General features: G+C 56.9%; 25 protein-coding genes and 1 pseudogene. 19 read left to right on the top strand and 7 right to left on the bottom strand.

The annotated features are described in order from the left end of the window. Nucleotides 1-117 precede the first annotated feature (117 nt). The 9 genes from EC840_RS00405 to EC840_RS00365 all read left to right on the top strand — a co-directional run bounded on the left by EC840_RS00405 (nt 118) and on the right by EC840_RS00365 (nt 11,634). Complete coding sequence (locus EC840_RS00405) at nt 118-1,758, top strand: TIGR04028 family ABC transporter substrate-binding protein (RefSeq protein ID WP_132963750.1); 1,641 nt, start codon at nt 118-120, stop codon at nt 1,756-1,758. A gap of 16 nt (nt 1,759-1,774) precedes the next feature. Further along, nucleotides 1,775-2,734, top strand: coding sequence for an ABC transporter permease (locus EC840_RS00400; protein ID WP_113878311.1), 960 nt, complete (start codon nt 1,775-1,777; stop codon nt 2,732-2,734). After that, on the top strand, nt 2,731-3,594 hold the full coding sequence (locus EC840_RS00395; RefSeq protein ID WP_132963749.1) for an ABC transporter permease: 864 nt from the start codon (nt 2,731-2,733) through the stop codon (nt 3,592-3,594). Before EC840_RS00400 ends, EC840_RS00395 begins: the two co-directional genes overlap by 4 nt. After that, nucleotides 3,591-5,210: an ABC transporter ATP-binding protein gene (locus EC840_RS00390; protein WP_132963748.1), complete on the top strand. Its 1,620-nt coding sequence runs from the start codon at nt 3,591-3,593 to the stop codon at nt 5,208-5,210. The genes EC840_RS00395 and EC840_RS00390 overlap by 4 nt, the downstream gene beginning before the upstream one ends. 41 nt (nt 5,211-5,251) lie before the next feature. After that, nucleotides 5,252-6,313: a putative FMN-dependent luciferase-like monooxygenase gene (locus EC840_RS00385; RefSeq protein ID WP_112291223.1), complete on the top strand. Its 1,062-nt coding sequence runs from the start codon at nt 5,252-5,254 to the stop codon at nt 6,311-6,313. After that, nucleotides 6,310-7,419 (top strand): alkylhydroperoxidase domain protein, encoded by a 1,110-nt coding sequence (locus EC840_RS00380; protein WP_132963747.1) that lies wholly within the window; start codon nt 6,310-6,312, stop codon nt 7,417-7,419. The genes EC840_RS00385 and EC840_RS00380 overlap by 4 nt, the downstream gene beginning before the upstream one ends. Continuing rightward, nucleotides 7,412-8,272, top strand: coding sequence for a VOC family protein (locus EC840_RS00375; RefSeq protein ID WP_129638441.1), 861 nt, complete (start codon nt 7,412-7,414; stop codon nt 8,270-8,272). The genes EC840_RS00380 and EC840_RS00375 overlap by 8 nt, the downstream gene beginning before the upstream one ends. Before the next feature lie 873 nt (nt 8,273-9,145). Continuing rightward, nucleotides 9,146-10,627, top strand: a complete 1,482-nt coding sequence (locus EC840_RS00370; protein WP_132964091.1) for a sugar ABC transporter ATP-binding protein — start codon at nt 9,146-9,148, stop codon at nt 10,625-10,627. A gap of 11 nt (nt 10,628-10,638) precedes the next feature. After that, nucleotides 10,639-11,634, top strand: coding sequence for an ABC transporter permease (locus tag EC840_RS00365; RefSeq protein WP_181955518.1), 996 nt, complete (start codon nt 10,639-10,641; stop codon nt 11,632-11,634). A 632-nt stretch (nt 11,635-12,266) separates the two neighbouring features. Here the strand turns inward: EC840_RS00365 and EC840_RS00355 are convergent. Both EC840_RS00355 and EC840_RS00350 read right to left on the bottom strand, forming a co-directional pair. Then, a complete protein-coding gene (locus tag EC840_RS00355) occupies nt 12,267-12,806 on the bottom strand; it encodes a GNAT family N-acetyltransferase (protein WP_132963746.1) in 540 nt (179 codons plus the stop codon). 24 nt (nt 12,807-12,830) lie between these two features. Continuing rightward, on the bottom strand, nt 12,831-13,400 hold the full coding sequence (locus EC840_RS00350) for an XRE family transcriptional regulator (RefSeq protein WP_112287470.1): 570 nt from the start codon (nt 13,398-13,400) through the stop codon (nt 12,831-12,833). Between the two features lie 180 nt (nt 13,401-13,580). On the opposite strand from EC840_RS00350, the gene EC840_RS00345 reads away from it, so the two are divergent. From EC840_RS00345 to EC840_RS00305, 9 genes are read left to right on the top strand one after another with little or no spacing between them, the layout of a single operon-like run. Then, nucleotides 13,581-14,432, top strand: a complete 852-nt coding sequence (locus EC840_RS00345) for a MerR family transcriptional regulator (RefSeq protein WP_132963745.1) — start codon at nt 13,581-13,583, stop codon at nt 14,430-14,432. After that, nucleotides 14,432-14,884, top strand: a complete 453-nt coding sequence (locus EC840_RS00340) for a nuclear transport factor 2 family protein (RefSeq protein ID WP_113877854.1) — start codon at nt 14,432-14,434, stop codon at nt 14,882-14,884. The genes EC840_RS00345 and EC840_RS00340 overlap by 1 nt, the downstream gene beginning before the upstream one ends. Beyond that, complete coding sequence (locus EC840_RS00335) at nt 14,884-15,600, top strand: SDR family NAD(P)-dependent oxidoreductase (protein ID WP_132963744.1); 717 nt, start codon at nt 14,884-14,886, stop codon at nt 15,598-15,600. The genes EC840_RS00340 and EC840_RS00335 overlap by 1 nt, the downstream gene beginning before the upstream one ends. A 1-nt stretch (nt 15,601) precedes the next feature. After that, nucleotides 15,602-16,960 (top strand): FAD-dependent oxidoreductase, encoded by a 1,359-nt coding sequence (locus EC840_RS00330; RefSeq protein WP_132963743.1) that lies wholly within the window; start codon nt 15,602-15,604, stop codon nt 16,958-16,960. Next, nucleotides 16,957-17,673, top strand: coding sequence for a DUF1365 domain-containing protein (locus EC840_RS00325; RefSeq protein ID WP_112287465.1), 717 nt, complete (start codon nt 16,957-16,959; stop codon nt 17,671-17,673). Before EC840_RS00330 ends, EC840_RS00325 begins: the two co-directional genes overlap by 4 nt. 2 nt (nt 17,674-17,675) lie before the next feature. Then, nucleotides 17,676-18,908, top strand: coding sequence for a cyclopropane-fatty-acyl-phospholipid synthase family protein (locus EC840_RS00320; RefSeq protein ID WP_132963742.1), 1,233 nt, complete (start codon nt 17,676-17,678; stop codon nt 18,906-18,908). Further along, nucleotides 18,905-19,405, top strand: a complete 501-nt coding sequence (locus tag EC840_RS00315; RefSeq protein WP_113877858.1) for a DUF2878 domain-containing protein — start codon at nt 18,905-18,907, stop codon at nt 19,403-19,405. Before EC840_RS00320 ends, EC840_RS00315 begins: the two co-directional genes overlap by 4 nt. Further along, nucleotides 19,405-19,929 carry a hypothetical protein gene (locus EC840_RS00310; RefSeq protein WP_132963741.1) on the top strand — a complete coding sequence of 175 codons (525 nt, stop codon included), beginning with the start codon at nt 19,405-19,407 and terminating at the stop codon, nt 19,927-19,929. Before EC840_RS00315 ends, EC840_RS00310 begins: the two co-directional genes overlap by 1 nt. Before the next feature lie 22 nt (nt 19,930-19,951). Continuing rightward, nucleotides 19,952-20,488 carry a DUF3833 domain-containing protein gene (locus EC840_RS00305; RefSeq protein ID WP_132963740.1) on the top strand — a complete coding sequence of 179 codons (537 nt, stop codon included), beginning with the start codon at nt 19,952-19,954 and terminating at the stop codon, nt 20,486-20,488. Between the two features lie 79 nt (nt 20,489-20,567). Here EC840_RS00305 and yedA read toward each other — a convergent pair whose 3' ends face one another. Continuing rightward, nucleotides 20,568-21,485, bottom strand: a complete 918-nt coding sequence (yedA, locus tag EC840_RS00300) for a drug/metabolite exporter YedA (protein ID WP_132963739.1) — start codon at nt 21,483-21,485, stop codon at nt 20,568-20,570. 224 nt (nt 21,486-21,709) lie between these two features. On the opposite strand from yedA, the pseudogene EC840_RS25710 reads away from it, so the two are divergent. Continuing rightward, nucleotides 21,710-21,811, top strand: a pseudogene (locus EC840_RS25710) (hypothetical protein); the annotation flags it as partial. 63 nt (nt 21,812-21,874) lie between these two features. Here the strand turns inward: EC840_RS25710 and EC840_RS00295 are convergent. Genes EC840_RS00295 through EC840_RS00280 form a run of 4 tightly spaced genes read right to left on the bottom strand, consistent with a single transcriptional unit; the run spans nt 21,875 to nt 25,739 of the window. Next, nucleotides 21,875-22,633 (bottom strand): ABC transporter permease, encoded by a 759-nt coding sequence (locus EC840_RS00295; RefSeq protein WP_120160514.1) that lies wholly within the window; start codon nt 22,631-22,633, stop codon nt 21,875-21,877. After that, complete coding sequence (locus tag EC840_RS00290; RefSeq protein WP_113877863.1) at nt 22,630-23,574, bottom strand: ABC transporter ATP-binding protein; 945 nt, start codon at nt 23,572-23,574, stop codon at nt 22,630-22,632. Before EC840_RS00290 ends, EC840_RS00295 begins: the two co-directional genes overlap by 4 nt. Beyond that, nucleotides 23,571-24,740, bottom strand: a complete 1,170-nt coding sequence (locus tag EC840_RS00285; RefSeq protein ID WP_132963738.1) for an ABC transporter permease — start codon at nt 24,738-24,740, stop codon at nt 23,571-23,573. Before EC840_RS00285 ends, EC840_RS00290 begins: the two co-directional genes overlap by 4 nt. A gap of 60 nt (nt 24,741-24,800) precedes the next feature. After that, nucleotides 24,801-25,739, bottom strand: coding sequence for an ABC transporter substrate-binding protein (locus EC840_RS00280; protein WP_112287456.1), 939 nt, complete (start codon nt 25,737-25,739; stop codon nt 24,801-24,803). Nucleotides 25,740-25,807: the final 68 nt, after the last annotated feature.

Here is a 25,807-nt window from a genome sequence, read left to right as displayed (position 1 = left end):
AAAATTCCTTCGTTCACCTCCCCCTTAAATTGGTTTGTTATGGGCTCAGCACTTTCGTTCTAAGAACGCATAAGTCATTCACCAGCCATCACACCAAATAAGAAAAAGGGTTTAACGATGAAGAACATTCGCCGGATTAACGCGGTTACCCGCGCACTGGCTTTAGGGGCACTTCTCACCAGCACGTTTTCCGCCATCGCCGCTGACGGCACACCGGTTCAGGGCGGCACCCTGATTTATCTTGAGCAACAGGCGCACACTAACCTGTATCCGCCCGCAGGCGGCTTCTATCCCAACGGCGGCATACTGAATCAGATCACCGATAAACTGACCTATCAGAATCCGAAGACGCTGGAAATTGAGCCGTGGATCGCCGAATCCTGGTCTTTCAATGCCGATAAAACCGAATACACATTCAAGCTGCGTCCGGGCGTGACCTTCTCCGACGGCACGCCGCTGGACGCCAGCGCGGTCGCCAAAAACTTTGATACTTACGGTCTGGGCAATAAAGCGCATCACCTGCCGGTTTCCGAAGTCATCAACAATTACGACCACAGCGAAGTGGTTGATCCGCTGACCGTGAAGTTCTATTTCAAAAAATCCTCGCCGGGCTTCCTGCAGGGCACCGCGACGATTGGCTCCGGTCTGGTGTCGCTGAGCACGCTGGATCGCAATTTTGATGCGCTGGGCGACGCCACGCACATCATCGGTTCCGGCCCGTTCGTGGTCAGCAAAGAAACGCTGGGACGTGAAGTCGATCTGACGGCGCGGAAGGATTACAACTGGGGGCCGAAAAACCTCAAACAGCAGGGTCGCGCCAATCTTGACGGCATCAAAGTGATCGTCACCGGCGAAGACAGCGTGCGTATCGGCGCGCTGCTGGCGGGTCAGGCTGATTTCATCCGTCAGGTTCAGGCGTATGACGAGAAACAGGCTAAAGACCAGAACTTCCCGATTTATGCCGCGCCGACCAAAGGCGTTAACGACAGCATTTCGTTCCGTCCGGACAACGCGCTGGTGTCAGATCTGAAAGTGCGTCAGGCGCTGCTGCACGCCACCAACAGCAAACAGGTTGTCGACACGCTGTTCTCGCCAAACTATCCGCAGGCCACGTCTGTGATTGCCAAAACGGCGGCCGGTTATGTCGATCTGAGTAACAAACTGACTTACGACCCGACGCTGTCCAAAAAGCTGCTGGATGAAGCGGGCTGGAAACCGGGTCCGAACGGCATACGCCAGAAAGACGGCAAAACGCTGTCGCTGACTATTTATGAATCCCTGCCACAACCGCAGAACAAAGAAGTGTTGCAGCTGGTTTCTCAGCAGTGGAGCCAGGTCGGCGCGAAGCTGAATATTCTGGCGGGCGATGCGGGCAGCCGCGTGGCGGATAACCTCGATCCTGAGAAAACCCCGGCCAACGTGGTGGAAGTCGGACGTGCCGATCCGGACGTGATTAAAAGCTCCTTCTACCCGACTAACCGCGATGCGCTGCTGCAAAAAGGTGGCCTGAGCAGCAAGGTGAAAAGCTTCCGCGACGACAAACTCAACGATCTGCTGACCGCGATCTCTGCCGAAGTCGATCCGAAAAAACGTCTGGCACTGACCGGCGACGTGCAGAACTACCTGCTCGATCAGGCATACGTGATTCCAATTTTCGAAGAGCCGCAGGTGTTTGCCGGTGCGCCATATTTCAAAGGCGTGAGCTTTGAAGCGGTCGGGCGTCCGAGCTTCTATGGCGCTTGGCTGGAAAAGCATTAACAGACGGGAGTCAATCATGAGCCGATACGTAAGCGGTCGATTCGGGCAGGCATTGCTGGTGCTGTGGGCGGCGTTTACCGTCTCCTTCATCCTGCTGCAGGTGCTCCCCGGCGACGCGATTCTGATTAAATTCCAGAACCCGGACATGGGATTAAGCCCGGCGCAGATCGCCGATATGCGCGCTGCGTACGGCGCCGATGTGCCGGTCTGGCAACAATATCTGCATACGCTGGGTAATTTCCTGCGCGGGGATCTGGGCTATTCGATACAGGCTGGCGTACCGGTCACCGAATTACTCAGCAGCAACTTTCCGCCGACGCTGCGTCTGGCACTGATTGGTTTCGCACTGGCCGCCGTGGTGGCCTTTGCGCTGGCATTTCTTTCCAGCCTGCTGCATTTCGGCTGGCTGAAAAACGCCTTACAGGCAGTGCCGTCGCTGTTTATTTCCATTCCCACCTTCTGGCTGGGCATCGCGCTGATTCAGTTCTTTTCGTTCCACCTGCGCTGGATCCCGGTGATCAATCCGGGCGAATGGGTCGGGCTGATTTTGCCAATTATCACGCTGGCGGTGCCGATTTCCGCGCCGCTGGCGCAGATCCTCATCCGCAGCATTGATCAGGTGCAAACCCAACCGTTCGTCGCCGTCGCCCGCGCCAAAGGCGCCAGCCGCAGCGGCGTATTGTGGCGACATGTGGCGCGCAACGCCCTGCTTCCGGCGCTGACCATTGCCGGTTTGCTGTTCGGCGAACTGATTGCGGGAGCACTGATCACCGAAACTGTCTTCGGTCTTAACGGCCTCGGACAACTGACCCAGCAGGCAGTCAACAATCAGGATGTCGCCGTATTGCAGGCGATTGTGGTGATTTCCGCCGCGGCCTTTGTCGGCATCAATTTACTGGTCGATTTGCTGTATCCGTTACTCGATCCGCGCCTTAAAGCTTCTGCTTCTAAAAACTCACGGGGAGCCACCGCATGAGCAGCTTACCGCTTGGCAAAAGTACGCTTTCATTGCCGCTCACACAGCGCCGCCGCTGGAAACCGGCCAGCCTGCAACCGGGATTAATCCTGGCGTGGCTGGTGATGGCTACCGTCATTTTGTGGGCAATTGCGCCTGGTTTATTTACGGATTACAGCGGCACCGAAGGGATTGCCGGTGCGCAGCGTCTCGCGCCGCAGGCCGGACACTGGCTGGGCACGGATCAGCTTGGCCGCGATGTGTACGCACGGATTGTCTACGGCGCATCGCATTCACTTTCCGGCGCGCTGGTCGCCGTGGCGCTCGGGCTGGTATTCGGCACCGCACTCGGTCTCGCGGCCGGTGCCAGCGGCGGTCTGGTGGATGCCATTGTCATGCGCATCAACGACGTATTGCTGTCCATCCCCGGCCTGCTGCTGTCGCTGAGCGTGATTATTTTGCTTAGTTTCGGCACGGTTCATGCGGCGATTGCCGTCGGTGTGACGTCGGTTGCCAACTTCGCCAGACTGGCACGTGCTGAAGTGGTGCTGGTGCGTCACAGCGATTACGTCGAAGCCGCTTATGGCAGCGGCGGATCCTTCTTCTCTGTTTTGTGGCGACACATTTTGCCCAACTCGCTGACCTCGGTGATTGCCTTTTCCGCACTGCAATTCGGCAGCGCGATCCTGGCGATTTCCACCCTGAGTTTTCTCGGTTACGGCACACCGCCGCCGACGCCGGAATGGGGTTTACTGATTGCCGAAGGCCGTAACTACATTTCCACAGCCTGGTGGCTGACCACCTTCCCCGGCGTGGTCGTGGTGTTAGTGGTGCTTTCCGCCAACCGCATCAGCCAGTCATTACGCAGGAGAACGCGATGAACGCACAGGCCACTTTTACGCATGACGCTCCGCCGGTTCTCGAACTGGAAAACGTATCAATTGCCTACGACGGCAAACCGGTGGTGCATAACGTATCGTTTACGATTAACGCCGGGGAAGTGCTGGCGCTGGTCGGCGAATCCGGCTCAGGGAAAACCACCACCGCACAGGCGATTATTGGCCTGCTGGCGGAGAACGGTCATATCGAACAGGGCGAAATTCGCCTGAACGGCACGGACATCAGCCAGTGGTCGCAGCGCCGTCTGGATGCCCTGCGCGGCGCGCGCATCAGCCTGATACCGCAGGATCCGACCAGTTCGCTGGATCCGGTGAAAACCATCGGTTCGCAGGTAGCGGAAATTCTTGATATCCATCAGCGGCTGCCGCGTGCGCAGCGCGACGCCCGCGTGGTGGAGCTGCTTTCCCGCGTTGGCCTGTCACATCCTGAACAGCGGGCTAAACAGTATCCGCATGAACTTTCCGGCGGCATGAAACAGCGCGTATTGATCGCCATCGCGATTGCCCTGCAACCGGCGCTGATCATCGCCGATGAGCCAACCAGCGCACTGGATGTCACGGTGCAAAAACGCATTCTGGATCTGATCGACGAACTGCGCCGCGAATTCGGTACTGCCGTGTTGCTGGTGACGCATGACCTGGCGATTGCCGCTGAACGCGCCGACCGGTTACTGGTGTTCCGTCACGGCAAAGTGCAGGAACAGGGCATCACCCGCGAGGTGCTGGAGGCGCCGAAGAGTGATTACACCCGCCAGCTGTTCGCCGATATCCCTGCCCTTTCCGGCCGTCACCGTGCGCAACTTCGCACGGCGGAAGATCCGGTACTGGTGGTCGAAAACATCACCCATGATTTCACGCTGGGCGGCAAAAATCAGGCGGCGTTCCGCGCTGTAGATCATGTGTCATTTAGTATTCTGCGCGGTACCACGCATTCGCTGGTCGGCGAATCCGGCTCCGGCAAAACCACGCTGGCGCGCATTCTGCTCGGTTTTCAGAAACCGGACAGCGGACGTGTGCTGATTGACGGCGAAGACATCACGCGCCTGAAAGGCGAAGCCTTGCGTCAGCTGCGCAGGAAAATCCAGCTGGTGTATCAGAACCCGTTCGCCTCGCTGGATCCGTCGCAAACGCTGTTCAAAGTGATTGAAGAACCGCTGCTGAATTTCGAAAAAATTCCCGCTGCCGTGCGCCGTGAACGGGTGCTGGATATCGCCCGCCGCGTGGCGCTGCCGGAAGAATTACTCAGCCGCAAACCGCGTGAGCTGTCCGGCGGGCAGCGCCAGCGGGTGGCGATAGCACGCGCATTAATTTTAGAGCCGAAAGTGCTGATCCTTGATGAAGCGACGTCGGCGCTCGACGTCACCGTGCAGGCGCAAATCCTGACATTGCTTTCGCAGTTACAGGATTCACTCGGCCTGACCTATTTGTTTATCTCGCACGACCTGGCAACCGTCCGGCAAATCTCGCACAGCGTCTCGGTGTTAAACCGCGGACAGCAGGTAGATTCCGGCGACGTGGAAGACGTTTTCGCCCTGCCTTCCAGCGATTACACCCGCCAGCTGATTGACGCCATACCCGGCCGCCACCGCGCCGCCTGAACCCGTACATGAACGTCCGTACAGAAAAAAAGAGGGACATTATGAGCAGTAAACGTCTTGGATTCTTCACCCGCCTGCTGGACAACACCAGCGCGCAGGAACGTTACCGGCTGGCGACCGAGCAAATTATTCACGCCGAACAGTTAGGCTTTGATTCCGCGTGGGTCGCGCAGCACCATTTTCACGAGGCCGAAGGCGGCCTGCCTGCGCCGCTGGTTTTCCTCGCGCAGGTGGCAGCGCATACCCGCTTTATCCGTCTCGGCACCGGCGTGATCACGCTGCCGATGGAAAACGCATTGCGCGTTGCCGAAGACACCGCCGTGCTGGATTTACTTTCCGGCGGACGGCTTGAAATCGGTTTAGGCTCGGGCGGTACGCCGACGTCATTCCCGCCGTTCGGGCTGGAAAGTCAGGATCGCGGCAAGGCCTTTGGCAACAATCTGCAAACCCTGCTCACCGCCTGGCGCGGCGAACCGCTGGCGGGCACCGATAACCGTTTATATCCGGCCGCTCCGCAACTGGCGAACCGCGTCTGGCAGGCGACGTTCTCGGTGGACGGCGGCGCACGTGCCGGTAAATCCGGTGACGGCCTGATGCTTTCGCGCACCCAGCCACGTCCGCAAGATGCGCCAGATTTACGTCTCGATGAACTGCAAAACCCGATTATCGATGCCTATCTGGATGCACTGCCGGAAGGCGTGACGCCGCGCATCATGGGATCGCGTACCGCATTCGTCACTGAAAACGGCGATGAAGCCCGTGAACTGGCGCAAAAAGGTTTACGCCGTCAGGCCGAAAACCACCGCGCCAGCGGGCAGATTGTGAAAGGCGATACGCTGGACGATTACATCCGCGCTTTCGACGTGCATCTCGGCACGGCGGCACAGGTCACCGCGACATTGCAGGCCGATACTGCGCTGGCACGTGTCACCGATCTGGCGTTTCAGGTGCATTCCATCGATCCGCCGCACCCTTACATTTTACGTTCTATCGAACTGATTGCCCGTCACGTTGCGCCCGCGCTCGGCTGGGTTCGCCGCACGCCGCAACGCCGTGTTTCCACCTCCGCTGCCGACTCCTCATTCTCAAGGGAAGCCCTATGACTACCTATTCGACCGACCTGCTGGAAAAGCTGGCTGACATCGCCCCGGACTCGGCGCTGAAACAGGCTCGCGACACGCGTGATGCCGCAACCCGTCACGCACAGGGCAGCTATGACGCGCTGTTTACCGAACAGGATGGCGTGGATTTTTCACTGGCTGAACGCCTGCGGTTAGCGCAAAACGTCGCGCGCTGGCATGGCGATTCGCAACTGACTAACCACTATTCCGAACGTTTGCAGGACTTGCCCGACATCGACGAAACTGCCCGTCTCGACGCTGCGCTGACGCACGGTGAACGCCTGAGTTTCAAACCTGCCAGCGCGACGCCGGCGCATTTGCAGGCACTGAAAAAAGCTGGCTGGTCGGCGGATGCGATTGTCACACTGTCGCAACTGATCGCTTTCGTCAGTTTCCAGAGCCGTGTGCTACGCAGCTACCGGCTGATTGGTGGCAAGCCGGTAGAGAACGGCAGCAATAAACCGGTCGGTGCCGCGTTCTGGCGCACCGAACCGAATACCCACACCGGCCGCGATGCACCACAGGCCTTTACCCAGGAAGAACTGGGCTGGGAGCCGTGGATACCGGCGAAAAAGCTGGAAGAATTTGATGAAGCCCAGCAGGCGATCCTGGCGAAATTCGGTCATACGGATTCCGACTATTTCCGCCTGTTAGGCCGTAATCTCCCGGTGCTCGAACAGCGCACGCTGACCGACAAAGGAATTTTCTACACTTCCGGCGGGCTGCCGCGCAAAGAGCGCGAACTGGCCGCCACCGTCGCCAGCAAAATCAACGGCTGTATTTACTGCGCATCGGTGCATTCGCGCAAAGCCAGCCAGCTTTCCAAACAGACGGAAGATGTCCAGCGCCTGATCGACACCCCGCCGGGCGGCATTCTCAGCAAAGAACAATCCCCGCGCTGGCAGGCCGAAATTGATTTCGCCGCCGCGCTTTCCGCTACCCCGCCGGTCGCCACTGCGCAGCACATTGCGGCGCTGCGCGAACAGGGTTTAGACGAACTTGAGATTGTCGATCTGGCGCAGTCTGCGGCGTTCTTCGCCTGGGCAAACCGTCTGATGTTAACGCTGGGAGAACCGTTTAATGACTGAAGCTCAACATCCGCAGCCCCTTCGCCCGCAGCTTGATCACGTGGTGATCAACGTCGCCGAACAACTGGATCAGGCCGGGCAGCAGTTTCGCCGTCTGGGATTCCATCTCACGCCGCGTGGCCATCACTCGCTGGGATCCAGTAATCATCTGGCGATTTTCGGCGAAAACTATCTGGAACTGCTCGGCTTTGAGCCGGGCAACGCGCACACCCGCAAAGACCTGTGGCAGGCGCCGCTTGGCCTGACCGGTCTGGTGTGGAAAACGCAGAATTCATCGGCGGTGTACGAACATCTGCAACAGCAAAACATTGCGGGTTCCGCACCGGCAGAATTCTTCCGCCCTGTGGCGCTCAACGATGGCACCTCGCCGAATGCGCGTTTCCGTACCGTACCGCTGGCCGCCAGCCGCGTACCGAATGGCCGCAGTTTCTTCTGTCATCACCTGACGCCGGAACTGGTGTGGCGCAACGAATGGCAAAACCACCCGAACGCCGTGGCTGATATCACCAGCTTCGTGATTTCTGCAGCAAATCCGCAGGACGCCGCAAAAGTCTATGGCGAGTTATTTGGTGCCGCTGCACTGGAGATCAGACCGCAGGAAGTGGCCCTGCGCGCGGGTCGCGCCACCGTCCGGTTTATCACGCCGGAGCAAGCCACCGCTGAATTCGGCATTGTGCCGGAAGGCGAAAACGGCAGCGCGCGGATGGTCGGACTGGAATTCGCCACCCGTTCGCTGGAGGCAGTACGGAATAGTTTGCGGGTCGGGGAAATAACGTTTAATGACCTTGACGGTCGGGTTCTGGTTCGTGCGGCCGACGCGCTTGGAGTGGCGATTAGGTTTATCGAGGAATAAGGTCAACACCTTGGGCTCGCCGCCCACACCCACAAAACCTTGGGTTGCCACCCAAACTGGCCTTAAGGTCAAGGTCGTGGGCGTCGGCCCACACCGACCAGAGACCCGGTAACGCGCGGGCCTCTGGACTCCGCGCTTTTTTCACTGCGCGCTATCGCGGGCAAAAGGGACATGTCCTGTTGCATCAGTGAGTGGCGCAAATCCAGGTGCTTCGCACTGCCTTCTCTCGGTCTTCAAGCCATAGGTCTTGAAGCCGCTCCGTTCAGCTGAATTTTAATCACGCCAGTCAACTTTTCTAAAAGATGAAAACAATCTGTCTTTGAATTTAAGATCGTGCGGGCGATTCAGAAATCTTGCTGATTGAGAGGTTGCAGACCCAAGGCTGCAATCCCGAAATGAAGGGACCGCGCAGCGGCAAGATTTCCAGCCTGTCGCTGCGATACCTGAAACATAGCCAGCGAGCGGAGCGCGCAGTGAAAGAGCCGGAGATTCCTAAGAGGCGCGGCGATAGGCGCCTCTTAGGGCCAGTTTGGGTGGCAACCCAAGGTCTGGTCGGTGTGGGCCGACGCCCACGACCTTGAGGCCAGTTTGGGTGGCAACCCAAGGTCTTGTCGGTGTGGGCCGACGCCCACGACCTTGACCTTAAGGCCAGTTTGGGTGGCAACCCAAGGTTTTGTCGGTGTGGGCCGCCCCCCACGGTCTTAACCTTGACCTTAGATCTTTCTGTTATCTCTTATCCTTTTTAATCTCTTGATTTAATCCCCCAATATGTTAAAAATTTGCAATCAAAAAACCAATGGACGGCTAAACGTCTAAATCCCTATCCGTCTATTTAATAAGGCCGAACGCCCAGTGACCACCTCCCTCCTTGAGATGCGCGATATCTCGATTTCATTTGCAGGTTTCCCTGCCCTGCGCCAGGTGGATTTCACGCTGGAAGGCGGCTCCGTCCATGCGTTAGTTGGCGCCAATGGCGCGGGGAAATCGACACTGATGGCGGTGCTTTCCGGCACGCATGAACATTACACCGGGCAGATCACTATCGACGGCAAAGCCGCGAATATCCGCCTGCCGCATCATGCCCGCGAGCACGGGATTCATCTGGTGCAGCAGGAAGTGGACGTCGCGCTGGTGCCGACGCTGAACGTTGCCGAAAACATCATGCTCGACCGCCTTTCTGAACCGGGTCATCTGCATAACTGGCCGCAGCTTTACCGTCAGGCACAGTTACTGACCGAACAGCTTGGGCTGAACATCAACCTGCGGGCTCGCATCGAGAGCTGCACACTGGCGGAGAAACAGCTGATTTTGCTGGCGCGGGCGTTATCGCATAAATGCCGGTTCCTGATCCTCGATGAGCCGACCGCCCCGCTCGATCAGGCGGAAAGTGCGCGTCTGTTCGCACTGGTACGCAAGCTGAAAGCCGCCGGAATGGCGATTGTGTTTATCTCGCACCGTATCCATGAACTGCGTGATATCTGTGATCGCATGACGGTGCTGCGCGACGGGCGTCTGGTCAGCGATGACAGCATGGACGGCCTGAGCAACGAGCACATTATTGAGAAAATGATCGGCCATCAGCTCGACGATATTTACCCGCCGCGCCGTCCGCCGCACAGCGGTGAAACGCTGCTAAGCATTCATGGGATGCACGATAAAGACAAACTGCGCGATATCTCGCTGCGACTGCATCGTGGCGAAATTCTCGGCATTGCCGGGCTGGCGGGTGCCGGAAAAACTGAACTGTGCAAGGCGCTGTTTGGCGCGACGCCGAGTCAGGTGGAAAGCGGTGAACTGAATGGCAAACCCTGGAAGCCGAAAGAACCGCATCTTTCTGTCGAACAGGGGCTGGCGTTAGTGCCGGAAGAACGGCGCAAGGAAGGGATTTTCATTGATGAAAATATCCCGATGAACCTGAGTGTGACCGCTGACGACACTTTTTCGCGCTGGAGTATTTTCAACGCGCGCCAGTCACTGTCATGGGCAAAAGACATTATCAGTCGCTTAGGCATTCGCGCTTCCGGGCCGATGCAGAAGCTGGCACGGCTTTCCGGCGGCAACCAGCAGAAGGTCGCTATCGGAAAATGGCTGCGCAGTGAGAGTCAGGTGTTGATCTTCGACGAACCGACCAAAGGCGTAGACATCAAAGCCAAAACGGACGTGTTCAGGCTGATCGACGGCCTGGCGCAACAGGGAAAAGGCATTATTTATGCTTCCGGTGAGTTCGCCGAACTGGTCGGTTTATGCGACCGCATTCTGGTGTTGTGGGATGGCCGCATTGTGGCCGAACTCGACGCCGCTAACGTCGACGAAGAAACCTTATTAGTCTATTCAACCGGAGGAACACCCGCGTGAACAAAGCCGTGGTGAGTAAAGAAAGCGTGCCCGCAGCGAGTCAGCCGTGGCGTCATCAGCTGTTCGAGTTTTTGTATAAATGGGGCATGTTGCTGACCGTGGTATTGCTGATTGCCGGTTTTGGTGTGGCATCAGATAACTTCCTCGAGCCGTCGAATATCATCAACATTTTGCGTTCGATTGCCATCGTGACGGTGATTGCTATCGGCGTATCGATTTCACTGGCGGTCGGCGGCTTCGATTTGTCCGTCGGGTCAACGGCGTCACTCGCCAATGCGCTGGTGATTTCGATGTTCGTCTGGCACGGTTTCGGCACCACCGAAGCCATCTTAATCACGCTGGCGTTGTGTACGCTGGTCGGCCTGTTCAATGCCTTCCTGATTGTCATCCTGAAGATCCCTGACATGCTCGCCACCCTCGCCAGTTTGTTTGTGATTCAGGGCGCGGCGATGACTTACAGCTATGGCGGCTCGATCACTGAAAACATGTTATTGCCGAGCGGTGACATGGCCGAAGGCACGGTGCCCGCGGTGTTCAGCCTGCTCGGTCAGGTGCCGGTGATTGTCATCGTGATGGCCGTCGTGACCATTGCGGTACAACTGTTTATGTCGCTGACCAAACATGGCCGCCGCATGTACGCTATCGGCGGTAACCCGCTGGCCGCACGTCTGGCGGGGATCCGCACCGCGCGTTATCGCGTGATTGCCTATGTGATGTCATCCGTTCTGGCCGGTGCTGGGGGTATTTTGCTGGCGTCACGTATCGGGTCTTCGCAGGTGAATGCCGGAGGCGGTTACCTGATGGACGCCGTTGCCGCCGCCTACATCGGCTTCTCGCTGGCAGGTTCCGGTAAACCGAATGCGCTGGGAACCCTGCTGGGCGCAGTCATTTTAGGCGTGCTGTCGAACGGACTGGTGATGTTGTCGGTGCCGTATTACGCGATGGATATCATCAAAGGGCTGGTGCTGGCGGTGGCGCTGGCGCTGACGTACATTCAGAAGAGATAGCAGAGGCCGCTGCTATATTTCGGCTTTTTTAAGGTCAACACCGTGGGTTGCCACCCACACCCACAAAACCTTGGGTTGCCACCCACACTGGCTTCAAGGTCAAGGTCGTGGGCTCGCCGCCCACACCCACAAAACCTTGGGTTGCCACCCAAACTGGCCTCAAGGGGCGCCTGTCGCCGCACCCCTTGAGAATCCCGGGCTCTTACACTGCGCGCTTCGCTCGCTGGCTATGTTTCAGCAAACACCGCGACAGGCTGGAAATCTTGCCGCTGCGCGGTACCTTCATTTCGGGATTGCAGCCTTAGGTCTGCAACCTCTCATTCAGCAAGCTTTCTGAATCGCCCGCACGATCTTAAATTCAAAGACAGACTATTCTTCATCTTTTAGAAAAGTGTATTGGCGTGATCAAAAATGGCACCGAATGAACGGTTCGAGACCTTAGGCTCGAATCCTGAAATTCGGGAATCGCGAAGCGATGACATTTTGCGCCACTCACAAATGCGTCAGAACATGTCCGTCGTACCCGCGATAGCGTGCAGTGAAAGAGCCCGGGGGGTCTTGGGGGGTGGCGGCGATAGGCCGCCCCCCAAGTCGGTGTGGGCCGACGCCCACGGTTTTGACTTTAAAACATTTCAAATCAGCAATTTATACATCACGCTCGTCGATTCCAGCATCCCTTCCGTCGACATCGCATAATGCGGGATCGTTCCGCTCAGGGTGAAACCGAGATTTTCATACAATGTCTGCGCCGGACTGCCCGTCACCGTATCCAGTACCAGCAGGGTTTTACCTTCTTCGCGTGCCAGCGCTTCGACTGCCGTCATCAGCTTACAGGCGAGCCCTTTACGGCGGCCGTCGGGGTGAACCATCAGTTTCACCACGTCACCGCGATGGATGCCGTTGGCAGGCTGATCGACCACCAGCTGCACAGTACCGGCAATTTTCCCTGCCACCCGCGCCACCAGCAGACGCTTTTCACCACGCTCAAAAGCTGGCAAAAGCTTTTGCCAGAAGGCCTGCGCCTGCACAAAACCAAAAGGCAAAATGAATCCGATACTTGCGCCGAGTGCGACGGATTGCATCAGCGTCTCCGCCAGCGCATCCAGATCCGCAGGCGTCAGCACGCCACCCTGCACTTCGCTGATCACCACTTCTTCATTGCTGCTTTGCATGGGAATAACCCTTTTCATCAGAGGTTAAGGACGTGAAATAACGATGGCGTAACGGGCATCCTGCGGGCCGGGTACGTGAAAAGATGTTGTGCCGTGAAGATGAAAACGCAGACAGTCGCCCGCTTCCAGCCGGTAACAGCGGCCATCGAGGGTGAATTCCAGTACACCTTCCAGCATCCAGATGTGCTGTTCGAGGCCGTCCACCGGCGGGGAATCATACGAAATGGTCGCGCCTGATTTCAGCAAACCGGAAATCAGCTCAGCACGAAAACCGGGGGCGGGCGCGGAGACCGAACGACGCTCAAAACCGGTTTCGCGATCATGCCAGACAGGTTGCTGCGCGCGGCGTATAAGCTCCGGCGGGTTATCTTCCAGCGCCATCAGCAGGCGTGAAGTCGTCAGCCCGTAAGCCGCGCTCAGTTTGCCCAGCAAAGATGCCGTCGGGCTGGTTTCTGCCCGCTCGACTCGCGAAAGTGTGGCACGGCTGATACCGGTCAGTTGCGCCAGTTGTTCAAGTGACCAGCCCTGCCCGATACGTAATTCTGCCAGACGCTCAGCGAGACGCAGATCCTGACTTTCCTGCCCTTCTTCCATTTTCTTACCCTGCCGTTAAATCTCAATATCGGGAAAATATCTCTGATATGAGAACATTGCAAGTTAAAATAATGTAGGCGAAAAGTATTAGGCAAGTTGTACAAAAATAATAAAGTTGTACAGCTTTGCAATCTGGCGCTAGAGTTAAGATCAGTTAGTGCGAAAATTTTGGAATTCATTATGTCTCTTTACAGCATCGGCGAAGTCGCCCGAATTTGTGGTATCAACCCGGTCACGCTGCGCGCCTGGCAACGCCGTTACGGCTTGCTAAAACCGCAGCGCACCGAAGGCGGCCATCGTCTGTTTAATGATGATGACCTTGATACCATTCGCACTATTTTGGGCTGGATTAATCGCGGGATACCTGTTGGTCAGGTGAAATCCCTGCTCGAAGGCAAAGTGGATGCACTGCCGGGCGGCTGGTCGCAGTCAGAACACAGTTTGCTGACCGCATTGCAGGATGGCCGCAGCAATAAAGTCCGTCAGTTGATGACGGAACTCGGTCGTGAATATCCGGCGGCATCTTTTGTGAATAATGTGCTCAGACCCTTGCGCTCGCGCCTCAGTGCAGGGGATCAGCGCCTGCTGATGTTACGCAGCCAGCTTGACGGCCTGATCATCGAACACGCGGTGATGTGTATGGGTGCCGCCCGTAAACGTCCCGGCAATCCGGCGACGCTGGTGGGCTGGGGACATCTGGACAGCACCGAGCTATGGCTGGAAGCCATTGTGCGCTGCGAGGAAGGAATGCAGATCGACATCATGCCGGTCCCGCTCGATGACCCGCATCTTGAAAATCTCAGTGGTTCGCAAATCCTGTTATGGGCTGAAGGCAAACTGACGCAAATTCAGCGCCAGCGCCTGCTGAACTGGGTTGAACAGGGCCTGTCGATACTTCTTCTGGGCAGTGCTTCCCTGCTGCTTGGCTCACAAGACAGCGAAGATGAAAACGATAATGTCGAAAGTCTTCACGGTGAAGGCATCCCTCCGGTTCTGCAGATAGTGCCAGTGCGTAATGGAAGGAAAAAATAATGATCAAACATTTTCCTGAACCCGCGATACCCGCTGATGTTCTGACCCGGCTTTGCGAATTTTACAGCCATCTGGATGTGAGCCAGCTGCCGCAGCTTTCGCGTATTTATCATCCGCATGTGGTGTTCATTGATCCGGTGTCGCATTACGACGGCGTGGATGCTCTCGAACGCTATTTCGCACAGTTGCTCAAAAAAGTGAATTACTGCCGCTTTGACATTCAGCCTCCGCTGACCAGTGGCGCTGAAGCGTCGCTGTTCTGGCGGATGGAGTTTTCGCATCCGGCACTGAAAAAAGGTCAGGCTATGTTCCTCAATGGCGCCAGCCATCTGCGCCTGTCAGATAACCGGATTGCTTATCAGCGCGATTATTACGATCTCGGTGCGATGTTGTATGAGCATGTTCCGGTGCTCGGCGGCGCTGTCCGCGCGGTTAAAGCAAGGTTGAAATAATGCGCCGCGTCCTGATCACCGGTGCCAGTTCGGGTATCGGAAAACAGCTGGCTCAGGACTATGCCGCAGAAGGCTGGGAAGTTATCGCCTGCGGGCGTGATGGTGAAAAACTCATTGCGGTCGCCGCCGCCAGTCCGCTGATTATCCCGCTGCGTTTTGATATCACCGATTTATCAGAAACCCGTCAGGCGTTGCAGGACGTGCAGGCCGATCTGGTGATCCTGTGCGCCGGTACCTGCGAATATCTTGATAACGGCGTGGTTGAGGCTGAAAAAGTCGTCCGCGTGATGAACACCAATTTCATCGGCCCGGTGAATTGTCTCGATGCCCTGCTGCCGCGCCTGGCTCCCGGCAGCCGCGTGGCGCTGGTCGGCTCCGTGGCCTGGCTTTTGCCTTTTTCACGCAGTGAAGCTTATGGTGCCTCGAAAGCCGCGCTGGCCTTTTTCGCCCGTTCTCTGGCGGTGGATCTGGCAAAACGTCAGATCCATATTTCCCTGATCCAGCCGGGATTTGTCGAAACGCCGCTGACAGCACGCAATGATTTTCCGATGCCGATGATGGTGACGGCGGTGCAGGCATCAAAACACATCCGTAAAAAACTGGCGCACGGCGCCAGCGAAATTGCCTTCCCTCCTCTTTTTGCCCGCTTGCTGAAAACTACCGCGCTGCTGCCGGTCGGTCTGCAAAAATGGTTATGCCGGAAAATGGTGAAATAAAATGACGACTAAAGTGGCTATCATTGGCAGCGGGATTTCAGGGCTGAGTTGTGCCTGGTTACTGGCAAAGAACCAGCCGGACTGTGAAATTACCGTCTTCGAGGCATCGGCAACGTTAGGGGGGCACACCGCCACGCAGGATGTGATTTCAGACGGCCAGGAATACGCCATCGATACCGGTTTTATTGTCTATAACACCCGCACGTATCCGCATTTTATCGCCCTGCTCAAAGAGCTGGGCATTGAAGGTCAGCCGACGGAAATGAGCTTTTCTGTGCGTAATCCGCTCAGCAAACTCGAATACAACGGGCATTCGCTCAACAGCCTGTTTGCCCAGCGCCGCAACCTGTTCAGGCCGCGGTTCTGGCAGTTCATTTTCGAAATCTTGCGCTTTAACAAATTGTGTAAGGCACGCCTGCTCAATCCGCATAATGACGAAGACACACTGGCCGATTTGCTGGATCAAAACGGATTTTCGCCGTTCTTCGCCCTGCATTATGTGCTGCCGATGGGCGCGGCAATCTGGTCCTCTTCTCTCGGCGATATGGCGAATTTCCCGCTGTCGATGTTTCTGCGCTTTTTCAATAACCACGGGCTGCTGGATGTCACTAACCGTCCGCAGTGGATGGTGGTGCCGGGCGGTTCGCGGGAATATATCCGCCGGATGCAGGAGAAACTCCCCGCCAGCGTAAAACTGCTGACCAGTACACCGGTCACTGGCGTTATCCGCACATCCGGCGGCGTGACGCTGCATTCAGCACAGGGTGAAGAACGGTTTGATCAGGTAGTTTTCGCCTGCCATTCCGATCAGGCGCTGAGCATTCTGGGTGAGAACGCAACGGACGCAGAAAAAAGCATTCTCGGCGCGCTGCCTTATCAGGCCAATGACGTCATTTTGCATACCGACACCCATCTGCTGCCGCGCGAGAAACGCGCCTGGGCGAGCTGGAATTATCAGCTGCCTAATACGCTCCATCCGGCGGGGCGCGGCGATTTTCGCGACAGCAATCCGGCGCACAGCCGCCGTGCCAGCGTGACCTATAACATGAATATTTTGCAGGGACTGAACGCGCCGCAGACGTTTTGTGTTTCCCTCAATCCGCTGACGCCGATTGATGAGAGCAAGGTGTTATTCCGCGCCACCTATATGCATCCGGTTCTGAATCTGGCCAGCCACCACGCGCAGCAGGAGCGTTACCGGATCAACGGCCACCACAACACCTGGTTTTGCGGCGCTTACTGGTACAACGGTTTTCATGAAGACGGTGTTAACAGCGCACGCGACGTGGCGGAACAACTGAGCCTGCGGTTATTCAGTGCACAGGCAGAACCTGCGCCGGAAAAACGGGAGGCGTCATGAACAGCCAGCTGTATGTTGGCACGGTGCGCCATCGCCGGTTTACGCCGGTTGAGCATCGTTTTGACTATGACATTTTCATGCCGCTGATTGATCTCGATGAACTGGATGCATTGCCCGCTCTGGGTATCCGGCTGGAAAAATTTTCTCCGGCCAGTTTTCGCCGTAAAGATTATCTCGGCGGTGGCGATATCAAAACCAAAGCCCAGGCGAGAATTGCCGAACTGACCGGCGAACGCCCCGAAGGACGCGTGATGCTGCTCTGTCAGCTGTGTTATTTCGGCTGCTATTTCAATCCGGTCAACTTCTACTACCTTTATGATCAAAGCGGAATTTTGCGCTGGATGCTGGCCGAAGTGCGTAATACGCCCTGGAATGAACGCCACACCTACGCGGTGCTCCCTGACGGCTCGCAGCCTGTGCCGAAAGCCTTTCACGTGTCGCCCTTCAATCCGATGGACATGGTCTATCACTGGCGCCTGACACCTCCTGGAAAACAGTTACACATCACTATCGAAAATCACCGCAAAGAACGGGAATTCGATGCTGCCCTTTCTCTGACCGCCCGCCCGCTGACCCGCGAGGCGCTGCGTCAGCAATTGTGGCGGCTGCCCCTGATGACCGCAAAGACCGCGCTGACCATTTACTGGCAGGCGCTGAAACTGTGGCTGAAACGGGCCCCCATTTATTCTCATCCTCCCGTTGATAAGGACTGACCATGAGCCAACCTGAAGTGCAGCTCGCCCGCGAAGGGGCGAACAACAGGCGCAGCAAGGCCGCACGCGCATTGATTCTGAGCGTGCTCAGGCAGCTGAAAGGAGCCGGTCTGACCCTGCGGGAACCGGGCGAAGACGCCATTTTCTTTGGTGATCACACAGCGCCTTTGCAGGGCGAAATCGAAGTTCATCATCTGCGCGCTTATCGCCGTGTTTTACTGGGCGGCAGCATTGCGGCGGGCGAGAGTTTTATTGATGGCGACTGGGCCACGCCGAACCTGACGACGGTGTTACAGCTGCTGGCGGAAAACCTGAAACTGGTGGACAAGCTCGAAGCGCGCCTGAGCTGGCTCAGCACGCCCGCGAATAATCTGATCCACTTTTTCCGTCGCAACAGCCCTTCCCAGGCAAGAAAAAACATCTCCGCGCATTACGATCTGGGCAACGATTTTTATCAGGGCTTTCTCGATGAGAAAATGCTCTATTCCTCCGCCTGGTATCAGGAACCGCAAATGACGCTGGAACAGGCGCAGGAAGCCAAAATGCGCCGTCTTTGCGAACAGCTGCAACTGCATGCGGGAGATCATCTGCTGGAAATCGGTACCGGCTGGGGCGCGATGGCAGAATTTGCCGCGCGCGAGTACGGCTGCCAGGTGACGACCACTACCATTTCCCGCGAGCAATATCGCTTTGCCTGCGAGCGTATTGAAAAAGCCGGGCTGAGCGACCGCGTGACGGTGTTGTGTGAAGACTACCGCTCGTTGCGCGGCCAGTTCGACAAACTGGTGTCGATTGAAATGATCGAAGCGGTCGGAAAGCGTTATCTCTCCACCTTTTTCAAACGCTGTAATGCCTTGCTTAAACCACAGGGACGCATGGCTATCCAGGCGATCACCATTGCCGATCAGCGTTACGCGTCTTACAGCCGCAAAGTCGATTTCATCCAGCGTTATGTGTTTCCCGGCGGCTTTCTGCCGTCCATCACCGCCATGAATGACACCATGACGCGCTGCACCAGTCTGGTGGTGCGTGATTTATTTGATATCGGTTCCGATTACGCCCGCACCCTGCATGAATGGCGCGAGCGTGTGCAGCGTTACTGGAATACGCAAACCGGTGACGGGCAGGACGAGCATTTCCGCCGCCTGTGGCTGTTTTATCTGTGCTATTGCGAGGCCGGTTTCCGCGCCCGCACCATCAGCACCGTACAACTGACCGCCGAGCGACGCGGATGATGTCCCTGCGCTTCTGGTTGCTGGCAGCAGGCTTCGACGTCTGGTGGACGCTGGCAGTCTGGGGGCGCGACCGTTTTATTATTTTTCTGCTGATCAGCAGTTTTCTGATGCTGGCGTTCACCCCGTCGCGCCGCCGTTTGTGGGTCGCGGTGGCCTGTACGCTGGGCATTATGATGGATTCGCTGTGGTGCATTTTGGGTCTGTTTGAGTTTACTGATTCTGCCGCCGTGCCAGCGTGGATGATGGCGCTGTGGCTGGGTTTCAGCGCGTGGTGGCTGTGGCTGCTGGGGGTTTTACGCCTGAAAGTGTGCTGGTTAATTCCGCTGGGTGCCGTCAGCGGCCCGCTGGCTTATTTTATCGGCATGAACCTGGGTGCGATGCAACTTCAGGCCACGCCGTTGTACGTCTGGCTGGCGCTGGCCGCGGGCTGGGCGCTGTTTTTACCGCTGATCAGCCTGCCGGTTTTGCTTAACCAACATTCCCTGCGGAGAAGCTGATGAAAGCACTTTTAACCGCCGCGCTGCTGATGTTCTGCTCCCCGCTTATCGCCGCTGTGCCGTGGGAACAGTGGAAACCTGTCGGGCACGCCACGCTCAGCTGGGGGCCGTTTGAGGTTTACAACTCGCAGTTGCTGACCCCTGACGGTACATATCAGCCCCAAAAATGGCCACTGGCATTAGACATTGATTACCTGCGCAGTATTGATCGCGAGGAACTGACCAAAGCCACAGAAGAACAGTGGCAGGCACTCGGATTGCTGGCACAGGCGCAAAAAAATGGCTGGCTGGACGCCGTTGAAAATACCTGGCCGGACGTCAGTAATGGCAGTGAAATCGTTTTTGTCGCCACAGAAAACGGCGGGCAGTTTTACAGCCGTGCGGCCAACAGCGTGATGATAAATCCGGCGGGCAACGCATTCACCCCGGCTTTTCGTGATGCGTTCCTGGCCATCTGGCTTTCCCCTGAAACGCAATATCCGGATTTACGCAGCAAACTGACCGGTGCTACCGCATCGGATTGACATCCCTCTGACCGGAGGCTTTATGACTGTTTTTCGCCAAGGTTTTTTTGCGTTACTGATGGGCTGCATTGTGATCCTCAGCGGCTGTAAAGCCAACATTGAGGATTACGCTCAGGCTCAGCCGAAGCTGGATATTTTTGCCTGGTTCGCCGGTGACAGCGTGGCGTACGGCATGGTGCAGGATTACAGCAACAAACAAACGCGACGCTTTACCGTGAAAATTCGTGGTGACGTGGCGGGCGATACGCTGACGTTGCATGAGGATTTTGTGTATGACGACGGCGAGAAGCAAACCCGCGTCTGGCATATACGTAAACTCGCTGACGGCAGCTATACCGGCACGGCGGGCGATATTATCGGTACCGCCACCGGTCATTCCGCCGGTAACGCGTTTAACTGGAAATACGTCATGGATGTGAAATCAGGCGGCAGCACCTACCGCCTGACCTTCGATGACTGGATTTATCAGCAGGATGAACAGCACCTGTTCAACGTCACCTCACTGACAAAATTCGGCGTGGAAGTCGCGCGGGTGTCGATCTTCTTTGAGAAGAAGTAGGTAAGTTCGATCTGCTTCCTCCCCTGCGCAGGGGGAGGAGCACAACAAACCAGCTGTCACATCTGAGAAAGGGAGCGGTTTAAACCTTCACTTCCGTGATCTCAGTTTTCTTACGTCCGAACACGAATTTCCCCAGCGTCACCAGCAGGACTGCGCACAGGATCACGCCTAACGCCACCCATTCGACCGGTGACAGGGATTCGCCAGCGAAGGTGATCCCCAGCAGAACCGCCACAATGGGATTCACATAGGCGTAACTGGTGGCGACAGCCGGACGCACGGTTTTCAGTAAGAACATATAGGCGCTGATAGCGATCATAGAGCCAAAAACCACCAGATAACCGAGTGCCAGAAAACCGTGCAGCGATGGCGTCACGGTCAGATGTTCGCCGGTAACGCGGCTGGCAACCAGCAACACCACACCGGCGATGATCATTTCCGCAGCACCGGCCATCAGACCTGCTGGCAGCGGCAGGCGCGAACTCCACACCGAACCGAATGCCCAGCTTAATGAGGCGAGCAGGATCAGCGCCGCGCCCCACGGGTTCCCTTCCAGATTACTGCCGGTATTGAGCAGCACAATCCCAAACAGGCCAATGGCGACACCGGTCCATTCCAGACGGCTGTTGGGCATTCCCCACAGGCGGCTGAAACACAGGGTAAACAGCGGAACGGTCGCGACCATCACGGCGGCAATGCCGGACGGCACCTGCATATGTTCCGCCACCGTCACCAGGCCATTGCCGACCGAGAGCAGCAAAATTCCCACGGCACCGGCGGCCATCCACTGTTTCAGCGTCGGGACTTTATGCCCGCGCAGCAGCAGAAATGTAAATAAAATGCATCCGGCGACAAAGAAACGCAGGCCGGCCATCATTAGCGGCGGCCAGCTTTCCACGCCGACGCGGATAACAAAATACGTAGAACCCCAGATAAAATACAACGCAAACAGTGCAGCAATTAATGGCAGCAGAGAACGGGTGACGGAACCAGTCATAGGAAGAACTTATTAGCGTGATAATGAAGGCCAACAGTTAACGCTATTGGCCTGATTTCCGGCAAGGGAATCTGTGCGATCGCGTCAAAATGTTGCTAAAAAGTTTCTGCATATGACAAAAAATTCGCTGACGGCAACGATAATGTAGTCACAGCATGAATAGTCTGTTGCAGGGGTAACGAAACGATTTATAATTCGTCGTTCAAATTTCTGAGGTATTGCACATGAATTCGCTTGGCAAAAAATTATTTATCGCGCTGTTTGGTCTGATGGCGATGGGCGCAATTGGCGGCGTAATGGTTGCCGGTTATGCGGTGGTGATCCAGGACGACGCTAAACCTGTCAGCGATAACGACGCCCCTTCTGTTGTCCCTGCGCCGTCTTCTGCATCAACGAACTGATTCGTCTGCCGATCGCTGCTGCCAGCGTTGTAACCACAGGCTCCAGCGTTCAAACAGCATATCCACGCAAATCGCCAGCAGCGCCACAATCACCGCGCCCTGCAACACGTAAGCCGTATTAAAGCCGCTCAGGCCGATAATAATCGGTGATCCGAGGCTTAACGTGCCGACCGATGAGGCAATCGCCGCCGTCCCGATATTGATAATCACCGACGTGCGGATGCCGGAAATAATCACCGGCGCGGCCAGCGGAATTTCCACTTTCCGCAACATCTGCCAGCGGCTCATGCCCACGCCTTGCGCAATCTCACGCGCCGAGGCAGGCACGGATTCAATCCCGGCAATCGTTCCCTGCAAAATCGGCAACAACCCGTAAAGCACCAGCGCGATAATCGCCGGTTTTTCGCTGAATCCCATCACCGGCACCGCAACCGCCAGCACGGCGACCGGCGGAAATGTCTGCCCCATCGCCACCAGCGTTTCCACCAGTGAGCGGAATTCCTTGCCCGCCGGACGCGTCACGCCTACACCGGCCGCCACACCTATCACCACCGCGATCAGACTGGAAATGCCGACCAGTAATAAATGTGCTTCCACCAGTGAGGCGAAACTTTCCTGCTGATATACCGGCCTGCTGAGCTCAGGGAACATCCAGTGGAACAGGCCGCCGAGCGAGGTCATGCCGAAAATCAGCGCCAGCAGTAAAGCGAATAACCAAATCAGAGGATCTGCGAATATCCGTTTCATGCGTCATTCCTCTCAGTCGTCAGATCGGCGAAATGCAGCACGCCGAGCGGCTGGCCCTGTCCATCGACCACCGGCAGTTGCTGAACCCGTTGCGCGACAAATTTTGACAGCGCCTGACTCAGGCTCATCGAATCCGTCAGCGGCGGCTGGCTGCCGGAATACGGTTCGCCGCGCCGCGTCAGTGAACCGACTTCGCGCAGGGACAGCAATCGGATCCCCATATCGCTGCCACCAAAGAAATCGCGCACGAACGGCGTCGCAGGCCGGGTCAGTAATTCCAGCGGTGTGCCCTGCTGCACCACTTGTCCGTCGTTGAGCAGCACGATGCGGTCGGCCAGTGCCAGCGCCTCATCAATATCGTGCGTCACCAGCACAATGGTGCGGTGGGTGATTTTGTGGATGCGCGCCACTTCTTCCTGCAACGTGGCGCGGGTCACCGGATCGAGCGCACCGAAAGGTTCGTCCATCAGCAATACTTCCGGGTCCGAGGCCAGCGCACGCGCCACACCGACGCGCTGCTGTTGCCCGCCGGAAAGCTGATGCGGATAACGATGACGGAACTGTTTCGGATCCAGATTGAGCAATTCGAGCAACTCCGTCACACGGTCGCGGATTTTCACCTTCGGCCACTTCAGTAACTGCGGCACGGTGGCGATGTTCTCTTCCACCGTCCAGTGCGGGAACAGGCCAATCGACTGAATGGCGTAGCCCATCCGGCGACGCAAATCCTGCGCACGGAATTTTTCTATCGGTTCACCGGCAAATAAAATCTCACCGCGATCGTGCTCCACCAGCCGGTTGATCATTTTGAGCGTGGTGGATTTTCCCGAACCGGACGTGCCAATCAGAACCGTGAATTCGCCTTTGGCCATTTCCAGCGTGAGATCGCGCACGACCGCTTTTCCGGCAAAGTGTTTGCTAACCTGCTTGAAATGAATCATCTGCGTGTGGTTTCCAGAATTGAGACTGCAAATTTAAAGAGACTGTCGACGACCACCGCCATCAGCACCGCCGGGATCACCCCGAGCAGGACCAGATCCAGCGCGCTGCTGAGCAAGCCCTGGAACATAATAGCGCCCAGCCCGCCTGCGCCAATCAACGCGGCGACCATCGCCATGCCGACCGTCTGCACCGCCACGATGCGCACGCCGGTCAGGATAACCGGCAAGGCAATCGGCATCTGCACACGGAAAAACACCTGAGCGCGGTTCATGCCCATACCGCGGGCGGATTCAATGACCGCTTCCGGCACCGATTCCAGCCCGGCAATCACGCCGCGCACCAGCGGCAACAGCGAATACAGCACCAGCGCGATAATTGCCGGAGCCAGCCCGATGCCGCTGATACCATGCTCCGCCAGCCACGGCAGCGCTTTTGCCAGCCCGGCCAGCGGCGCGAGCAGCAGACCAAACAGCGCAATCGACGGCACGGTCTGGATAATATTGAGCACCGACAATACCGGCCCGCGCCAGCGGGGTTTACGGTGACACAGCAACCCGACCGGCAGGCCGATCAATACCGCAGGCACCAGCGTGCCAGACAAAATGCCGAGATGCTGCCACAGCGCGTCGTTAAACACGTCGGAACGGTTGTCGTATTCCTTGAGCAGCGAAAGTTCGGCAAGCTGACCGTACGCCAGCAGCAAAACTACCGGCACGATCATCTGCACATTAAACAAAATGCGCAGGCTGTGATTGCGGGTAAAACGGGAAATAGCGTCGGAGGCGATCAGCAGACAAAGCGCCGCGCCCGCCCAGAAACCGCCGCCCAGCGAGGTGCGCGCGATACTGTCTTCATCGCCACCGGCAAGCTGAACCGCACTGTGACCAGCCAGCCAGACCAGCGCGGTCAGCAGGATTTCAGCCAGTAACATCACCACCAGATGATTGCGGCCATAGAGATTCAGAAAGGCGCAGATCAGCAGCAAGACGGCAGGCAACAGCAGTAAGGCAGAATAGCCATTCAGCAGGCTCGCCAGCGAAATACCTTTGCCGGAGACCAGCCGGTTAGGCGCATGACTGACGAAGGCCAGTCCGAAACCGGCCAGCAACAGCAGCAAAACCAGCGTCAGCAGGACGCGGTTTTTAACGGGTGAGTGATAAGTCAAAACATTACCTGATATCAAAGAGCACGACCCGAAGGCCGTGCTCCGGGCGTCACTGCCCGGTTATTTTTTAACGAAACCTTTTTCCTGCAAATACTTCGCCGCCACTTTTTTCGCATCCTGACCATCCACCGCGATTTTCGCGTTCAGGCCCTGCAATGTTTTGGTATCGAGCGAAGCAAACACCGGTTTGAGCAAATCAGGAATGTTCGGATGCGCTTTCAGCGCGGCCTCGCGGATGATTGGCGCAGGTGCGTAAATTGGCTGCACGCCTTTCGGGTCTTCCAGCGTTTGCAGGCCAAGCGCCGCCACCGGTCCGTCGGTGCCGTAGGCCATTGCCGCGTTCACACCGGAGGTTTTTTCCGCTGCCGCTTTGATGGTTACCGCCGTATCACCGCCCGCCAGCGAAAGTAACTGCGCCTGATTCAGTTTGAAACCGTAAGCATTTTCAAACGCCGGTAAGGCATCCGGACGCTCGATAAACTCTGCTGAGGCCGCCAGTTTGAACTCGCCGCCGCTGCTGATGTATTTGCCCAAATCACCCAGCGATTTCAGGTTGTGCGCACTCGCCACGTCCTGACGCACCGCGATAGTCCAGGTATTGTTAGCCGGAGACGGATCCAGCCAGACGATTTTGTTCTGGTCGTAATCCAGCTTTTTAACTTTATCGAAACCGGCCTGAGCATTTTTCCACGCCGGATCTTTATCGTCGGAGAAGAAGAACGCGCCGTTACCGGTGTATTCCGGATAGATATCGATTTCACCGGCGGTGATCGCGCCGCGCACTACTTTCGTCGTCCCCAGCTGCAATTTATTGGTGGTATGAATACCGTTGGCTTCCAGCACCTGAATAATAATGTTACCGAGCAGCGAACCTTCGGTATCAATTTTCGAGCCGACACGTACGGCATCATCAGCGGCCTGTGCGCTGAAACTTATCGCAGAAACCAGCGCCAGCGCTGCCACGGAAAATCCCCGTACTCGCCCAGTTGTTGCAGTCATACTCTATCCTCTTATCGGGTTATGTTGGTTTTTGTCGCCCGGCGACGGCTCAGTCTTTGAGCTTTCAT

This window comes from Rahnella sp. JUb53 (assembly GCF_004346065.1).
Taxonomy (GTDB): Bacteria; Pseudomonadota; Gammaproteobacteria; order Enterobacterales; family Enterobacteriaceae; genus Rahnella; species Rahnella variigena.
The sequence above is the reverse complement of the archived record's forward strand: the minus strand, read 5'-3'. Positions and strand labels throughout refer to the sequence as shown.

Coding starts and splice junctions, on each gene's coding strand:
- EC840_RS00405 (WP_132963750.1), top strand. CDS start 118: ATGAAGAACATTCGCCGGATTAACGCGGTTACCCGCGCACTGGCTTTA.
- EC840_RS00400 (WP_113878311.1), top strand. CDS start 1,775: ATGAGCCGATACGTAAGCGGTCGATTCGGGCAGGCATTGCTGGTGCTG.
- EC840_RS00395 (WP_132963749.1), top strand. CDS start 2,731: ATGAGCAGCTTACCGCTTGGCAAAAGTACGCTTTCATTGCCGCTCACA.
- EC840_RS00390 (WP_132963748.1), top strand. CDS start 3,591: ATGAACGCACAGGCCACTTTTACGCATGACGCTCCGCCGGTTCTCGAA.
- EC840_RS00385 (WP_112291223.1), top strand. CDS start 5,252: ATGAGCAGTAAACGTCTTGGATTCTTCACCCGCCTGCTGGACAACACC.
- EC840_RS00380 (WP_132963747.1), top strand. CDS start 6,310: ATGACTACCTATTCGACCGACCTGCTGGAAAAGCTGGCTGACATCGCC.
- EC840_RS00375 (WP_129638441.1), top strand. CDS start 7,412: ATGACTGAAGCTCAACATCCGCAGCCCCTTCGCCCGCAGCTTGATCAC.
- EC840_RS00370 (WP_132964091.1), top strand. CDS start 9,146: ATGCGCGATATCTCGATTTCATTTGCAGGTTTCCCTGCCCTGCGCCAG.
- EC840_RS00355 (WP_132963746.1), bottom strand. CDS start 12,806: ATGCAAAGCAGCAATGAAGAAGTGGTGATCAGCGAAGTGCAGGGTGGC.
- EC840_RS00350 (WP_112287470.1), bottom strand. CDS start 13,400: ATGGAAGAAGGGCAGGAAAGTCAGGATCTGCGTCTCGCTGAGCGTCTG.
- EC840_RS00345 (WP_132963745.1), top strand. CDS start 13,581: ATGTCTCTTTACAGCATCGGCGAAGTCGCCCGAATTTGTGGTATCAAC.
- EC840_RS00340 (WP_113877854.1), top strand. CDS start 14,432: ATGATCAAACATTTTCCTGAACCCGCGATACCCGCTGATGTTCTGACC.
- EC840_RS00335 (WP_132963744.1), top strand. CDS start 14,884: ATGCGCCGCGTCCTGATCACCGGTGCCAGTTCGGGTATCGGAAAACAG.
- EC840_RS00330 (WP_132963743.1), top strand. CDS start 15,602: ATGACGACTAAAGTGGCTATCATTGGCAGCGGGATTTCAGGGCTGAGT.
- EC840_RS00325 (WP_112287465.1), top strand. CDS start 16,957: ATGAACAGCCAGCTGTATGTTGGCACGGTGCGCCATCGCCGGTTTACG.
- EC840_RS00320 (WP_132963742.1), top strand. CDS start 17,676: ATGAGCCAACCTGAAGTGCAGCTCGCCCGCGAAGGGGCGAACAACAGG.
- EC840_RS00315 (WP_113877858.1), top strand. CDS start 18,905: ATGATGTCCCTGCGCTTCTGGTTGCTGGCAGCAGGCTTCGACGTCTGG.
- EC840_RS00310 (WP_132963741.1), top strand. CDS start 19,405: ATGAAAGCACTTTTAACCGCCGCGCTGCTGATGTTCTGCTCCCCGCTT.
- EC840_RS00305 (WP_132963740.1), top strand. CDS start 19,952: ATGACTGTTTTTCGCCAAGGTTTTTTTGCGTTACTGATGGGCTGCATT.
- yedA (WP_132963739.1), bottom strand. CDS start 21,485: ATGACTGGTTCCGTCACCCGTTCTCTGCTGCCATTAATTGCTGCACTG.
- EC840_RS00295 (WP_120160514.1), bottom strand. CDS start 22,633: ATGAAACGGATATTCGCAGATCCTCTGATTTGGTTATTCGCTTTACTG.
- EC840_RS00290 (WP_113877863.1), bottom strand. CDS start 23,574: ATGATTCATTTCAAGCAGGTTAGCAAACACTTTGCCGGAAAAGCGGTC.
- EC840_RS00280 (WP_112287456.1), bottom strand. CDS start 25,739: ATGACTGCAACAACTGGGCGAGTACGGGGATTTTCCGTGGCAGCGCTG.